This window comes from Acinetobacter rudis (genome assembly GCF_031157835.1).
Lineage (GTDB): Bacteria > Pseudomonadota > Gammaproteobacteria > Pseudomonadales > Moraxellaceae > Acinetobacter > Acinetobacter rudis_A.
Window position 1 is genome coordinate 44,359 of sequence record NZ_JAVIDR010000002.1, and the last position, 15,345, is coordinate 59,703.

Annotated in this window: 11 protein-coding genes and 1 pseudogene; 6 read left to right on the forward strand and 6 right to left on the reverse strand. The window is 36.0% G+C overall.

What is annotated here, in order from left to right; all coding sequences use genetic code 11:
• Positions 1 to 53: 53 nt before the first annotated feature.
• The gene (locus tag RFH42_RS02180; protein ID WP_374990805.1) at positions 54 to 977 is read right to left on the reverse strand and encodes a LysR family transcriptional regulator; all 924 of its coding nucleotides are present in this window, start codon (positions 975 to 977) and stop codon (positions 54 to 56) included.
• A 101-nt stretch (positions 978 to 1,078) separates the two neighbouring features.
• Here RFH42_RS02180 and RFH42_RS02185 point away from each other — a divergent pair, with 101 nt between their 5' ends.
• The 3 genes from RFH42_RS02185 to RFH42_RS02195 all read left to right on the forward strand — a co-directional run bounded on the left by RFH42_RS02185 (position 1,079) and on the right by RFH42_RS02195 (position 5,559).
• Entirely contained in the window at positions 1,079 to 2,410 is a 1,332-nt protein-coding gene (locus RFH42_RS02185; RefSeq protein WP_308973903.1) for an aspartate aminotransferase family protein, read from the forward strand.
• An 85-nt stretch (positions 2,411 to 2,495) separates the two neighbouring features.
• Positions 2,496 to 3,992, forward strand: a complete 1,497-nt coding sequence (locus RFH42_RS02190; RefSeq protein ID WP_308973904.1) for a CoA-acylating methylmalonate-semialdehyde dehydrogenase — start codon at positions 2,496 to 2,498, stop codon at positions 3,990 to 3,992.
• Positions 3,993 to 4,155: 163 nt separating this feature from the next.
• The gene (locus RFH42_RS02195) at positions 4,156 to 5,559 is read left to right on the forward strand and encodes an amino acid permease (protein ID WP_308973905.1); all 1,404 of its coding nucleotides are present in this window, start codon (positions 4,156 to 4,158) and stop codon (positions 5,557 to 5,559) included.
• A 60-nt stretch (positions 5,560 to 5,619) separates the two neighbouring features.
• On the opposite strand, the gene RFH42_RS02200 is transcribed toward RFH42_RS02195, so the two are convergent.
• Together RFH42_RS02200 and RFH42_RS02205 are read right to left on the reverse strand one after the other, a co-directional pair.
• Positions 5,620 to 7,257, reverse strand: coding sequence for an AMP-binding protein (locus tag RFH42_RS02200; RefSeq protein ID WP_308973907.1), 1,638 nt, complete (start codon positions 7,255 to 7,257; stop codon positions 5,620 to 5,622).
• A gap of 195 nt (positions 7,258 to 7,452) precedes the next feature.
• Positions 7,453 to 7,944, reverse strand: coding sequence for a MarR family winged helix-turn-helix transcriptional regulator (locus RFH42_RS02205; RefSeq protein ID WP_308973908.1), 492 nt, complete (start codon positions 7,942 to 7,944; stop codon positions 7,453 to 7,455).
• A 477-nt stretch (positions 7,945 to 8,421) separates the two neighbouring features.
• On the opposite strand from RFH42_RS02205, the gene RFH42_RS02210 reads away from it, so the two are divergent.
• Both RFH42_RS02210 and RFH42_RS02215 read left to right on the forward strand, forming a co-directional pair.
• A complete protein-coding gene (locus RFH42_RS02210) occupies positions 8,422 to 9,729 on the forward strand; it encodes an MFS transporter (protein WP_308973909.1) in 1,308 nt (435 codons plus the stop codon).
• A 207-nt stretch (positions 9,730 to 9,936) separates the two neighbouring features.
• Positions 9,937 to 10,359: a hypothetical protein gene (locus tag RFH42_RS02215; protein WP_308973910.1), complete on the forward strand. Its 423-nt coding sequence runs from the start codon at positions 9,937 to 9,939 to the stop codon at positions 10,357 to 10,359.
• 34 nt (positions 10,360 to 10,393) lie between these two features.
• Here the strand turns inward: RFH42_RS02215 and RFH42_RS02220 are convergent, their stop codons facing one another.
• On the reverse strand, positions 10,394 to 10,993 hold the full coding sequence (locus tag RFH42_RS02220; RefSeq protein WP_308973911.1) for a LysE family translocator: 600 nt from the start codon (positions 10,991 to 10,993) through the stop codon (positions 10,394 to 10,396).
• A 330-nt stretch (positions 10,994 to 11,323) separates the two neighbouring features.
• On the opposite strand from RFH42_RS02220, the pseudogene RFH42_RS02225 reads away from it, so the two are divergent.
• Positions 11,324 to 11,671 (forward strand): annotated as a pseudogene (locus RFH42_RS02225) (NUDIX domain-containing protein); the annotation flags it as partial.
• A 225-nt stretch (positions 11,672 to 11,896) separates the two neighbouring features.
• Here the strand turns inward: RFH42_RS02225 and RFH42_RS02230 are convergent.
• Both RFH42_RS02230 and RFH42_RS02235 read right to left on the reverse strand, forming a co-directional pair.
• The gene (locus RFH42_RS02230) at positions 11,897 to 13,180 is read right to left on the reverse strand and encodes a DcaP family trimeric outer membrane transporter (RefSeq protein WP_308973912.1); all 1,284 of its coding nucleotides are present in this window, start codon (positions 13,178 to 13,180) and stop codon (positions 11,897 to 11,899) included.
• Positions 13,181 to 13,843: 663 nt separating this feature from the next.
• On the reverse strand, positions 13,844 to 15,340 hold the full coding sequence (locus tag RFH42_RS02235) for a glycosyltransferase (protein WP_308973913.1): 1,497 nt from the start codon (positions 15,338 to 15,340) through the stop codon (positions 13,844 to 13,846).
• Positions 15,341 to 15,345: the final 5 nt, after the last annotated feature.

Consider the following 15,345-nt stretch of genomic DNA (forward strand, 5'->3'; position numbering starts at 1 on the left):
AAATGCAGATGAAAATTAAATTAAATGTTTACTAATAATATATTTTATCCATTTTAAAATAACCGAGTCGCCTTCACTTTTTTCAGTTTTTCAAAAAATAATGACAAAATCATATTGGGTTTAACTCCTTTTTTAGTCACCATACATATGCGTGTACTATATTGAAACTGCTCAGGTAATACTGCTTTCATACTTCCTTCTAGCAACCATTTTTTAGCAAAATGGTCAGGTAAAAAACCCATAAACTGGCCAGTTAGAATGAGAAATGCTATGCCTTCACGATCACTTGCATTTGCTGTACTTCGCATTTTTTGGTGTAGTTGTTGAGCTGCTTGTGGAATGCTGTAACTAGGCATAACTGTATGGTATTTTAACAACTCAGTTGCTTGTATCGATTGTGTTTGTTTAAACAAAGGATGGTTATGTCCACAATACAAATAATTATTTTCTTCATATAAATCAAAATAATCCAAACCAGATAAAGGTGTCATTAAAGGCACTGCACCTACATGTAAACGACCATCCATAATTTTACATTCAATGTCGGATACGGTGCTCATACTAATATTGATACGAATATCTCTACTCTCGGCGGTTAATTCAGCCAAGCTCTGAGTAATATAAGAACTCTGCATGGTCACTAAATTATTAATAAGACCAATATTAAACTCACCCTTTAATTGTTTCTGAATCTGGTTTGCCTGTATTCGAAAATCTTCAATTGCTGCAAATAACACCTCAACGTTTTTTAAAATTTCCTTGCCTTCTGGCGTAATTGCAAAACCCGCCCGCCCACGTTGACATAGGCGCATGCCTAAACGACCTTCTAAATCACTCATATGTAAACTGATGGCTGATCGACTAATCCCTAAGATGCTTTCTGCTGAAGTAAAATTGCCACTCTCGCATACAGTCTTAAATATCCTAAGAAGTTTTATATCAAAATCAGATACTTGGTTAAATTTGCTCATATTGATATAGGTATTAATTTTCAAATCTAAAGATGTATTAGTTTGAATATATCTAACACAAAAATATCAGTACTATCAATGAAAAGATCACACAATGGAGTGCTAACATGTCAACTAATACGGACATTAATACCTTAAACTTTCGTTCACACTGGATGCCTTTCTCTGCGAACCGTAACTTTCATCAAGATCCTCGTATCATAGTTTCAGCCAATGGCGCCTATTTAAAAGATCAACATGGCCGTGAAGTCTATGATTCCCTTTCTGGTTTATGGACTTGTGGCATTGGGCACTGTGTACCTGAAATTACTCAAGCAGTCAGTCAACAATTGGCGACGCTTGACTATTCTCCAGCTTTCCAATTTGGGCATCGCTTGTCATTTGAACTTGCAGAACGTATTACACAGTGGTTACCTGGTCAACTCAATCACGTATTTTTCACTGATTCTGGTTCTGAATCAGCAGATACTGCAATCAAAATGGCCAAAGCGTATTGGCGCATTCAAGGTGCAGCGAGTAAAACCAAAATCATTGGTCGTGCACGCGGTTACCACGGCGTCAATATTGGTGGCAGTAGTGTTGGTGGTATTGGTGGTAACCGTAAAATGTTTGGGCAATTATTAGATGCTGATCATATTCCACATACCCTACAAGCAGACAAAGCTTTTACTCGCGGTATGGCAGAAGATGGCGGTATTGCTTTAGCAGATGAAATGTTAAAACTGATTGAATTACATGATGCTTCAAATATTGCAGCATTAATTGTAGAACCTGTATCTGGCTCAGCTGGTGCAATTGTCCCACCAAAAGGATATCTCAATCGCCTACGTGAAATATGCGATCAACACAATATTCTCTTGATTTTCGATGAAGTCATTACTGGCTTTGGTCGTTTAGGTACGAAATCTGGTGCAGAGTATTTTGGCGTAACCCCTGATATCTTATGTTTTGCCAAACAAATAACCAATGGTGTCATTCCAATGGGTGGCGTTGTAGTAAACAGTACAATCTATGACACCTTCATGCAGCAAAATCTTCCTGCACATGCAGTTGAATTTACACATGGTTATACCTACTCAGCACATCCTGTTGCCTGTGCTGCAGCACTTGCCACATTAGATGTGATTGAAAATCAATCCATGATTGAACAAGCTGCTGAACTAAGTTCAGGTTTTGAGAATAGCTTGCACCAACTCAAATCAAGCCCTCATGTTGTCGATATTCGTAATTGTGGTCTGATTGGTGCAGTACAAATTCAAGCGCGTGATGGTGATCCATCTATTCGTCCTTTTGAACTGGGTATGCGTCTCTGGAAAGATGGATTCTATGTACGTTTTGGTGGAGATACACTGCAGTTTGGCCCAATGTTCAATAGTAAGCAATCTGATTTAGATCGTGTATTTGACGCTGTGGCTTCTCATTTGCAAAAAATTGATTAATACGGACTAGTAAGAAGTAAGAATCACGCATAAAACAACTCAATATTTAAACCAAATAGCATTACAACGATATTAAGGAAGATTCATGGATATTATTGGTCATTTCATTAATGGGCAAATCGACACTCAGTCGACACGGACACAAGCTGTTTATAATCCCTCAACAGGTGAAAGCACCAAACAAGTGGCTCTCGCAAGTGCTGCAACGGTTGAACATGCCATTGCAGTTGCTAGTGCAGCCTTCCCTGCTTGGCGAGATACTCCTTTGATTAAGCGTGTCCGAATTATGTTTCGGTTTAAACAACTCCTAGAAGAAAATAGTGAAAAAATTTGCCAGCTCATTGGTCAGGAACATGGCAAAATTTCACATGATGCGATGGGTGAATTACAACGAGGCATTGAAAATGTTGAATATGCCTGTGCCGCAACTGAATTTTTAAAAGGTGAATTCAGCAAAAATGTCGGACCGGATATCGACTCTTGGAGTGAGTTCCAACCTCTAGGTGTGGTTGCAGGCATCACTCCTTTTAATTTCCCTGTTATGGTGCCGTTATGGATGTTCCCTATGGCATTGGTCTGTGGCAACTGCTTTATTTTAAAACCATCAGAACGTGATCCTTCATCCACTTTATTTATTGCTGAGTTACTCAAACAAGCTGGTTTACCCGATGGTGTCTTTGCATTAGTCAATGGTGATAAAGAGGCTGTTGACACTTTACTACACGATCCACGTATTCAGGCAGTGAGCTTCGTGGGTTCTACTCCAATTGCTGAATATATTTATACAACAGCAACTGCAAATGGTAAACGTTGTCAGGCACTCGGTGGTGCCAAAAACCACGCCATCGTGATGCCAGATGCAGACCTAGATAACGTCGTAAATTCACTCCTTGGTGCTGCTTTTGGCTCATCAGGTGAACGCTGTATGGCACTTTCTGTTGCAGTGGCGATTGGTGATGAAATTGCAGACCAGATGATTGAAAAAATCAGCATGGAAATGCAAAAACTCAAATTTGGTGCTTATTCAGATCAATCTAATGATTTTGGTCCATTAATTACTGCAGCTCACCAAAGCAAAGTTGAAGGTTATATTGACAGTGCTGAACAACAAGGTGCCAAAATTGTTGTTGATGGTCGTCAAGCTAAAGTACAAGGCTATGAACAAGGTTTCTTTGTTGGGCCAACTTTAATTGATGCTGTACGGGCAGATATGATTAGCTACCAACAAGAAATCTTTGGCCCAGTATTACAAGTTATTCGTGTAGATAGTATGCAAGCGGCAATGCAACTGATTAATGACCATGAATATGGTAACGGAACTTGTATTTATACCCGTGATGGTGAGGCAGCACGCTACTTTAGTACACATATACAAGTAGGCATGGTTGGAATTAACATTCCATTGCCTGTACCTGTCTCTTATCATAGTTTTGGTGGCTGGAAACGTTCTCTCTTTGGTGATCTAAGTGCCTACGGTCCAGATGGTGCGCGTTTTTATACACGCCGTAAAACAATTACCCAACGTTGGCCTGCTGCAGATGTACGAGAAAAAACTCAGTTTGCAATGCCAACACTGAATTAATCTATTGAGGGGCAAACATGATGGATGCCCCTCATTGCTTGTTAAGCGCTCAATATTTTTTGCTGCATAACTTGGAACTTGATATTTTGCAGATCGATAAACTCAGGAGAGCGTAGTTAGGAATACCCAATTTAACTATAAGAAATCATTTTAAGGAATCAAAATGGCTCAACCTAATAATTTTCAACCTAAGCTTGTTGAAGGATTAACAAACAAGCAAATCGTGATGATCAGCATTGGCGGTGTAATTGGCGCAGGACTCTTTATTGGTTCCTCAGCAGCTATTGCAAAAGCTGGCCCTGCAGTTATCCTGTCCTATCTTATTACCAGTATTGTGGTTTTTTTCGTCATGCGTATGCTTGGCGAAATGGCTGTCATGCAACCAGATACGGGGTCTTTTTCTACCTATGCCAGTAAGGCCATTGGCGACTGGGCAGGTTGTACAATCGGATGGTTATATTGGTGGTTTTGGGTATTGGTTATCCCTGTTGAAGCAATTGCAGGTGCTGAAATTTTACATGCTTGGTTCCCCGCATTACCAACGTGGAGTTATGCATTACTATTTGTCATCCTTTTAAGTTTCGCCAACCTATTTGAAGTCAAAAACTTTGGTGTTTTCGAGTTTTGGTTTTCAACCATTAAAGTCATTGCCATTTTACTGTTTATTATCATTTGTGGTTCAGCAGTATTTGGTTTTTGGCCACTTGCAGACGTCAGTGGTATTGCAAATCTGTATCAAAATGGCGGCTTTATGCCTTATGGATTTGGCGGCATCATGGGTGGAATTTTAATTACTGCATTTTCTTTTTTTGGTGTAGAAATTTTATCAATTGCAGCTGCAGAATCAGCAAACCCAGCAGAAAAAATCCGCCGTGCAACCAATCTTGTAATCTATCGTATTATTTTATTCTTTGTCGTTTCAATTTTTCTTGCCGTTGCGCTAGTAGATTGGCGTTCTGCTGGTTTTAAAGAATACGGTACATTCCAATATGTACTCATGACATTAAATGTACCTGGCACTAAACTCATTATGGACAGTGTAGTTTTTGTGGCTGTTGCAAGCTGTATGAATGCCGCACTTTATACTGCATCTAGAATGCTGTTTTCATTAGGTGCACGTAAAAATGCCCCAGCATTTGTTACTAAACTAACACCGAATAATGTTCCTCGCGTCGCAGTATTATTATCTTGTGCAGTAGGTATATTAGGCTGTGCAGCCAACTACTTTTTCCCTGGGCAAGTCTTGACATTCTTACTCTCTACTACTGGTGCTATTGCTTTGCTGGTCTACTTAGTGATTGCAATCTCACAATTACGATTACGTAAACGCTGCGAAGCACAAAATATAGAAATCCCTTATAAAATGTGGTTCTTCCCGTGGATTACATGGTTAGTCATTGTGACAATTCTTGCGGTTTTAGGATATATGTTCTTCTCACCTGACTATCGCTATGAAACACTCATGTCCTTAGGTGTCAGCCTTATGGTGGTTGTATTTAGTGTAATTGCTACACGTAAAAATAAAGCCAATGCAGCAGCCCAGTCTGATATTCATCCTACAGTTTAACCCTAAACAAAAAAGTCCTCTTTAGCTAAAGAGGACTTCATTTGTACATACACTTTAATACTAAGCGAAAAGTTCTCTTAATTTAAATTTCTGAATTTTACCTGATGCCGTCATTGGAAACTCATTCATGATCTCCAATCGTTCTGGTAAATACTGCATGGCAAGCTGATGTTGTTTTAAAAAGTCTGTGACTTGTTCTAAATTTAAGCTTTGCTCTGTTTGTTTTAATTTCACTACCGCGCAAGCACGTTCACCTAGACGCTCATCTGGATAAGCCACCAGTGCTACTAAAGCAATATTGGGGTGTTGATATAATAAGGATTCAATTTCCATTACTGGAATATTTTCTCCACCTCGTATAATTACATCTTTATTGCGCCCACAAATTCGAATGTATCCATGTTCATCTTGAAAAGCGATGTCACCACTGTCAAACCAATCTTCATGATCAGTATCGTTTAAATGTGGTCGTTTTAAATATCCACCAAAATTAGAACAAGCTCGGACAATTAACCGGCCAGCCTGATTAATTGCTTTAATTTGTCCATTATCATCAACAATTTTTATTTCAACACCAGGCAATGCAACACCATCTGTATTAAAAGCACGTTCTTCATGATCTTCAGGTAAAGTCGTGGCAACACCACCTGTTTCAGACATCCCCCAAGCAGAAATAATGGTTGCCTGCAAATTTAAACGTGCTTTTTTCACTAAGGCAGGAGGAATAGGTGCTCCTACACATACAAATGTTTGTAATGATTGAACAGCAGTGGGTGGTTTTAATAGTGCTGCTTCGGCCAAATCATTTAAAAATGGTGTAGAAGCTTTTGTATAAGTCACTTGATGTTTTTCAATAAGCGCTAAGGCTTTGTCTGCATCCCAAATATCTTGTAATACAACTTTCGCATTTAAATAAATTGGCATCACAACGCCATACAAAAAGCCGGTTTGATGCGCAAGTGGTGTAGACATTAACTCAACTACATGTTGATCCAAATGTAAACGTTGAGCATAAGGAACTAAATTAGCAAATAAGGTATTTGCTGTATGCATAACCCCTTTGGGTTCTCCAGTCGTACCTGATGTAAAAATAATTTGAGCGACATCATCTGGTCCAATAACCTGCTGATGCAAAGTCTGTAAATGCTGTGGGTCTTGTTCTAAGCCATGATCTAATAATAAAGCAGAAAAACTATTAGAACCTTGCCCACCAATAACGACTACATGTTCTAGATGCTCTAATCCAGCTTGCAGTTTGGAAGCCAGTTGCTCATGATCAAATTTCTTAAATTGTTTTGCAACAATCAACACCTTAGACTCACAATGTTGCAACATAAAACTAAGTTCACGCTCACGAAAAATCGGCATCAAAGGGTTAAATACTGCACCAATACGACGACAGGCAATGTAAAGTAAACTAAATTCCCACCAATTGGGTAACTGACACGAAACAACATCATTCTTTTTTATTCCCAATTGTTTTAAACCCAGTGCTATTTTATTTGAAAGGGTAAAAATATCGCGGTAACTAAAACTTTCTTCCGTATCTGTTTCAGCTTTATAACTGACCAAGGCTTGTTTATCTGGATTACAGCGAACAGCCTCATCCAAAAATTGCAAAATCGTTTTATTCAGCCAATAGCCTTTTTCTAACATCTTCTCACGACGTGGTGGCAGTAATACAGCATCAAACTCCATTTACTTACTCCTTGTTGTTATTCAGTAATACGCTTTACTATTTTAAAACATGGGCTTGTTTTAACTTTAATATCGCTTGTTATGGCGTATTTATACTCATATCAACATGAAGTAGCTGCTTTTCTAAGTCAAGCTACTTAATTACTTAAGTAATTTAATATTTTTCAAATCAATCTAACTGAATGGTCTTTAGGTCTAATTATCCTGTGAATGCGGCTTTAATTCGACAGTTTGCATATTTTGATTAATTTTATTCATCAAATGTAGAAAGGCAATTTTATCATCGAGAGATAACCCAGCGAGTGCTTGACGATAAAACTCATACGTCTTCTCTTGCAAATCAAACCAGTATTCCCACCCCTTTTCTGTCAATTGTACAATTTTAATTCGACGATCCTGCTCATCAGAAGTACGCTTCACATATTGATCACGTTCCAAACGTTTCAATATTCCATCTAGGTTCTGTCTGCTAAAACCTAAGTAATGCGTTAAATCAGAAAATGACATCCCTTGTTCAACAACTTCACGTGATAAAGCTCCCAATACAGACCAATGCGCTGTAGAAACTCCCATTTCTTTGCTACTTTGACGATCAAGAATAATCCCTGCCTGAAACAATCTAAAAAACAAACGATTATGTACAGCGTATAAAGACTGATCGACCTCTGGGATCGCTTTAGATGTCATTTTTATTCATACTCTTCACATTTAATTTTTAGCAGCATAACTGATTACAGCACAATTGCAGCGAATTTAAATAATAAAAATCACCTCAAAGCCAGACCTCATCAGCACTTAACAACAAATCAATAAAAGTCATTTTAAATTTTATGTAAATATATTGATATATTATCATATATCCAAAACACAACTTGGTTTATAAAAACTTCACTATCAGTGAAAATAACGCGAGGAAATTAAAAAGAGAAACATATCAACCAACAACTATATTAAATAAATATATATTGTTATTTTTCAATCAATTATAAAAAATAAATTTTTTATTTATATCAACATATTGACTATAAAATAAATCCAATCTAGTTTTATGAGGTGTTATTTTGATCAAAACACAAGATAAACAGCCCCTTTAAGGAATAAAGAGGCAAAATAATTTCAAACAAGCTTATGTAAATAACATGACATGTTTAAAGGACTATTTTTATGCAGTACATAGATGTACAACAAAATATTGATAGTGCGCCACTAAGCCTATTTCACTATAAGGTTTTATTTTGGTGTTTTCTTATTATCGTCATAGATGGTTATGACATTGCAATTGCTGGTGCTGCATTACCCTCAATTATGTCTGATATGGGTGTAACTGCGGCAACCGCAGGATTCATGGCCAGTTCTGCAATGTTCGGTATGATGTTTGGTGCAATCAGTGGTGGAATATTATCTGAAAAAATAGGTCGAGTTAAAACCATTGTCATCTGCGTATTCATTTTTAGTTTATTTACTGCACTGGCTGGATTTACCCATGATCCTGTAACTTTTAGTATTCTACGTTTTATTGCCGGTCTTGGAATTGGTGGTGTATTACCCAATATTATTGCGCAAATGACTGAGTTTTCACCAAAAAAATTACGTAGTTTTTTAACAACACTCATGTTCTCTGGCTATGCAGTTGGCGGAATTGTAGCAGCTTTAATTGGTAAGCAATTTATTGCTCAGTTTGGTTGGCAAATTGTATTCTTTGTTGCAGCAGCACCATTAATCACTATTCCATTTTTATTAAAGTTCATGCCTGAATCTATTAGTTTTTTAATGAAAAAAGACAGTGAGCATGAAATTAAAAACACGCTAAAGCATATTAATCCTGACTTTAATATGCATCCAGAAGCCAAAATTGCCAAAGTAGAGACATCAACTTCCACAGCAGCGCCTGTTGCTCGCTTATTTCAAGATGGTCGTGGCTTTAGTACCTTAATGTTTTGGGTAGCCTATTTTACTGGCCTATTTATGATGTATGCACTTAGTACATGGCTCACTAAACTGATGTCTATGTCTGGCTATAGTCTGGGTTCAGCATTAAGTTTTGTTATTGCGCTTAACGTAGGTGCTGTTATAGGTGCAAACTTGGGGGGATGGCTAGCAGATAAGTTTAATATCAAATGGGTATTGGTCATTATGTATGCCTTAGGTAGTGTATTCCTCTTTGGCATGACTTTTAAACTCTCTACAGAGCTGCTTTATATTCTGATTGCTTGTGTTGGTGCTTGTACCACAGGTGCGCAGTTAATCGCCTATGCTTATACAGGCCAATTCTACCCTGGTGACATTCGCTCTACGGGTATTGGTGCTGCTTCAAGTGTTGGTCGTTTAGGTGCAATCTGTGCCCCACTCATTATTGGCTATATTGTCATGTTAAACTTACCGCTACAACAAAACTTCTTAGTTATTGCCTCAGCAGGTATTATTGGTGCAATTGCTTTGGCTTTTATTAACCATCATAAATCAGCAAATTAATCGTCATATAAAAGTGATTCTTGTAAAACCTATCCCTGCTCTTCTGCAGGGATTTTCTGTTTATAGATAAGTAATCCCTACCACAAGTTATGATTTAATATCAGATATTCTATTATAAATATCTAAATACTATTATTTCTCAATACAATAATATATCTTTGAGCAAAATGTTATTAATGACAATATGGAAATTAGAGGATGGGGCTAATGAATCAACTCAAAAAAGGGACACTATTTCTTTTAGGTGTTTGTCTATTTATCTCACCACTAGCTCAGGCAAATTATGGTCATTATGAAAGAAATGGTAAAGGCTTCCTAGTCGATTTACGTACCATCCAACCACTGAATAAGCAAAAGACAAAATTTAATGTAAGCGCAGATTTAATTGGTTTTATCGAAAGTAATGATATTCCCAAAAGCATGCTCAATCAGGTAAACAGTAGAGCCAATTTACTGATTGACTGTAAAGCCAAAACCCTAGCCTTTCAAAGTGTACAAGTCATTCATAAACCAGATGGCCGTATATTGATGGAAAATGATCAACCAAACTTTAAAATGAGCTCAAGCAAAAGTGATAGCCTAGAAGGCTACATGATTGAAGATTTATGTAAATCTGCTGCAAAACTTTAGCTTAAACATCTAATTACAGCTCAATATAATCAAATCACATCATTAAGATCGGAATCAAAGATAGAGCCAATAATAGCCCCATACTACGATTAAAAATCTGCATACGGTTACCTATTATCAAAAATTGAGCTAATTTATCTCCAAGTACAGCCCACAGCAGTACACATGGAAAACCCACAATCATATAAAGTGCTGCAATTGAGATAATTTCGATTATCTCGGTCATATTGTAAGTGTAGCTTGTTACTGCCCCCATGAGTACAATCCAAGCCTTAGGATTAATCCATTGGTAAATTGCTCCTTTCCAAAAACCAAGTGATTTAAGCATTATTTTATTATCATTTTTTATGCTGCCAGCTTGGGCTATTAAATATGCCAAATATAAAATATATAAACTACCACAGACTTTAAGGACTGGAATCACAATAGGAAAGCGTATAAAGACTTGGTTTACTCCTAAAGCAACCACTATAAACATAATACTAAAGCCAAAACAAATACCAATCACTAAAGGTATCGTTTTCTTCAAACCAAAATTTACCCCTGAACTAAGTACAAGTAAGTTATTTGGCCCTGGCGTGATTGAAGTTACGAAGGCATATAAAATAAATGCAAAATATAAACTAAGTTCCACCTCACCCCCTATTTATAATAATTCATCTTATAAACAATTAGACGATAAAAAGATAATATGCAAAACAACAAGAGAATATTGAAGTCACCACGACTAAAATGTTCTTAGATATTCTTGCCTTTAGAAATAATAAAATTTTGGCAGCACTATTATAATATAAGAGACAAAAACAATGGTCTTTGTAGTTATAGGAGTAAATAGCACATGTCCGAGACTTTAAGTGTAGCAACAATTGTTGGTGTAGGTGTCATGTTATTAGACCAAAACCAAAATGTATTACTAGGGCTACGTATTAAAGCAGGTGAAGAACATACATAGTGCTTCCCTGGTGGAAAAATTGAAGCAGGAGAAACGCTTGAACAAGCAGCAGCAAGAGAGTTTTACGAAGAAACAGGATTAGCTTTAAATATCCATGATATCAAAGCATTTACTCTACTGGTGGAACAAAATACTCCCTATATTCACACAACGGTAGGACTATTTTGTCAGTTAGATAATGATCAGTTGAAAGAACAAATTGCAGTTACTGAGCCTCATATTTTCCAAAGTTGGCGTTGGTTCCCCTTATCAGATTTACCAAGTAACTTATTCCCTGCATCTAAAGTAATGCTCAACATATGGAAAAAAGAAAGACATGATGAGCGTTGGGCGAGTTACCCTATCCATCATCAAATATAGACAAAGATCTCAACAATGCATTCTAAATAGCGCATCAAATAGAATAACCAAGTAATAGCGATTCATTCCTAGATTACTCCCATGAGAAGTTTGCTATTTGATTACACTATTTACTTAATATATTCATCCTAAAAATTTAAATGACATCATAGCGTCATTTATTCATCGCACAATTGTGTAAAAAACACCCTTGTTAACGCATGATTTAACAAGGGTGTAAACTGTTTAGAAGTTGTACATTGCAACCGCATTTAAACGACTATCTTTACCGGTCTTACTATCCATAGTTGCAGTAGAGAAAGTTTGACGTTCACCATATACATATTCTAGGCCAAAGCTAAGTGGTTGTACTGGGCTATAGAATACATTCCCCCACCCTTGCCAAATATCTTTGTTTACTTTGGTTTTGTCTGTGAAGTAGCCAAGATAATCTTTGTTATTATCTGCCTTCATATAACCAAAACCTAAAGTTCCACGCCATTGTTGATTAAACTTCTGTGTTACACCAACGTTAATAGAATCAAAGGCATTGGTTTCCTTAATATTCTTATTAGCATCAGTCACAAAACCTTGGTTTGAGTTATAGATAAAACTACTATCACCATCAACATGATAATAGTCCGCCTTTAACGTTGTGCTTGGAGTAATATCGTATTTCGCTCCTAAGCCCACACCCCAAGCCATTTCATTATCTTCATTGGTTTTTTTATCATGCAGCATCGCACGTGCACCAATCGAGAAGTTATCAGCAAACTTATGTGTTACACGTGCAGTCAAAGCTGGTAAGCGCATCTTCATATCCGCTTGACCATCTTTAGGATCTTCCAGTGCCATAATCAAACTGGTATTTGGATTAAACTTATTGGTATAACGTACTTGAGGTGTACGTTTAACAGATTGTCCCACATAGCCCATGGCATCAATGGTTTCTGCCATATAATCTGGTACTGCAAAGTTTGACCAAGTCTGACCAATGAGCCAATCATCATAAGTCATATAAGCATGACGAATGCGTAAGGAGTCATTACTGCCAAGGAAATCAACTTCGATTTTACCAGCAACATCACCTTTTTGAGTCGCTGTTTTAAAATCAAGACCTAAACGTGTAGCAGACAAAGTAGATCGAAGACGATCTTTACCATTGTCACCTGACAATTCAGCAGTTGCTATTTGGTTATAAGGCGTACCACCTGTCGCCCCTTCAAACTGGTAACCGGCATCTGCACGAACGTTACCATAAATATTAAATTCAGCCCCACCAGCTGTAAAACCTAAACCTTTTCTTGCTGTTGTATCAACTTTTACAACTGGAGCAACCACCTTAGTCGCTTGAACATCATAAACAATCGCTTGTTTTTTCTGTTCCGTTTGTAATTGTTCTATCATTGCACGTAACTGACTGACTTCGTTACGCAATTGAGTGACTTCCGAATTCGCTGCAGCGTGAGTAACCCCAGAAAAACTCAAACCCAATGCAACAGCCAAAGTATTTAACTTTAGTTTATTCATAAGCAATTTCTTCCTGTGCTTAATAATTAGTCAATTCCTGACTCAGTGATCAATCCATGCCATTGTTATGCGCAATATAATCATCTCGATTAACTGCTTATATTATTTGCTGATTCCTTCAGCCGATAATATACAACTGTACGCAAATAAATTGCCTGATTAGTGTAATAAAAAAAAGGACTATTAGACTAAAGTATTTCCAAATAAAACTACTTAAGTAGTGAAAGACAAAAGAATTATTCCTAACCAATTGTTCAAAGAATATAGTAAATAGATTTCTTTTTTGAGCCTGTGTTAGGTATGGATTTATACTTTTAGGGTGGAGTGTTGAGCAAATGATGAACAGTGTTCATCAAATGGTGATTTGAATTGACATTATTTACAAAGTCTTGCTCTGATCTCCTATTGAGTAGTCTATACAACAACGTAACACCCAGATGAGTGAGTCTAAATCAAAGATAAATTGAACAACCATAAATTCAAATACAATCGGACTTTATCAATCAACCGATATTATATTGTTGTATTATCTCTGACATATTAAATATGTAAGATCAATTTGATAAATTCTGAATAAATTTACAATACTTACCACTTCCTATACTCATGTCATGTTTTAGATAAAATAGATAGTTTAATATCTAAATCTTTATAGAACAAAACCTATAGTATTTCAGAGTTTAATTTATTTAAAAAATTAATCCACAGATTTGAAACATGGTTAAATGAATAGTTCTTCATTACATATTTTGTATTCTTAGTATAGTTTAGCTTATGCTTAAAATAAAAATCGATAATTGCTTGTGCTAACTTGTCGATATTTCCATTTTCAACTAAAGTACCATTTACGCCATCTTCTATGATAGAAGATGGGCCATACTTTATATCATATGCAATTACAGGAGTACCTTGCTCTAAGCTATCAAGTATAGAAATACAAAAACTTTCCACAGTACTTGTAACTAATGTTAAATCCGAATTAAAAAGTTCTGATTGAATATCATAACTATAATTCTTAAAAAAAACACAATCTTCGAGTCCTTCTTGTTTAATTTTCTCTTCTAACTGTTTTTTTAGATCAACATTTCCCATACCAAAAAATTCAAGTTGTGCTTGAGGTATAAATGCTCTGACAATTTTCATTGCCAAAATCATATCAATATGGCGTTTTTCAACTGAAATTCTTCCAATAGATAAAATCCTAAAATGATCATTTATCGTATCATCAAGGTTAACTCTATAATTATTAATATAACTTGGAGGGATCACATGTGTAGAGAAAGATACATCAAATCTAGATAGCAACTCTTCATGTTGAACTGACGAAGAAACAACACAAGCATCAAATTGTTCAGTATTTTCCAATAGATATTTATAATTATAATTAATCCTATTGTTATTAATTTCATTTGGGTTACTTGTATGAGTGCTATGTACAATCGATACCTTTTTCAAATTTCGATGTTTAATCGGTCCAACAATAGGATTATAAATACGATTTTTATCGATAAAAAAGACAGTTGGCCCATTAATTATACTTTTTAACCAATACCTATATAATTCCAGTTCAGAGTTAAAGAAGTAAATAGAATCTCTATCTTTCAAACAATAATGCTTTAAATCATTATCTAAATTAACAGTTAGATAAATCTCCCCCTTATGATTAAAGTAATTTTCCTGAATAGTTTTCCCATTAAATAAAATAATTTCTTTACTTTTATAACCCGTAAAATCATAAATTTCTCTACGAATTTTTCGTCTATTCTGATCAAAATAGTTTATATATGAAATTCTAGCAGTTTTTTCAAAACATCGAACATACATTGTGTATTGAGCACTACAACTAACTCGATAATCATAAGGAACTCCTTCGACATGTGAAAAAACTGCGTTAATCAATCTACATTTTAAATCATCTAGATCATATTTGTGATCTTCATTAAAGTTCTGATAGTAACGATAAAAATTTAAAAAATGCTCCTCAGTAATTTTGTGAAACATTATTATTCTAGATAGATCACTACTAAAGTTTAAAGTTACAATTGTTGGAGATAAGCCACTCTTTTTAAACAAAAAAAATCTGCGTAGAGAAGCGTGCTCAATACCAGTTAACTTATAGTTTAAGGGAGCATTTAAAAAATAAAGATTGCTAGAAATCATCGTTG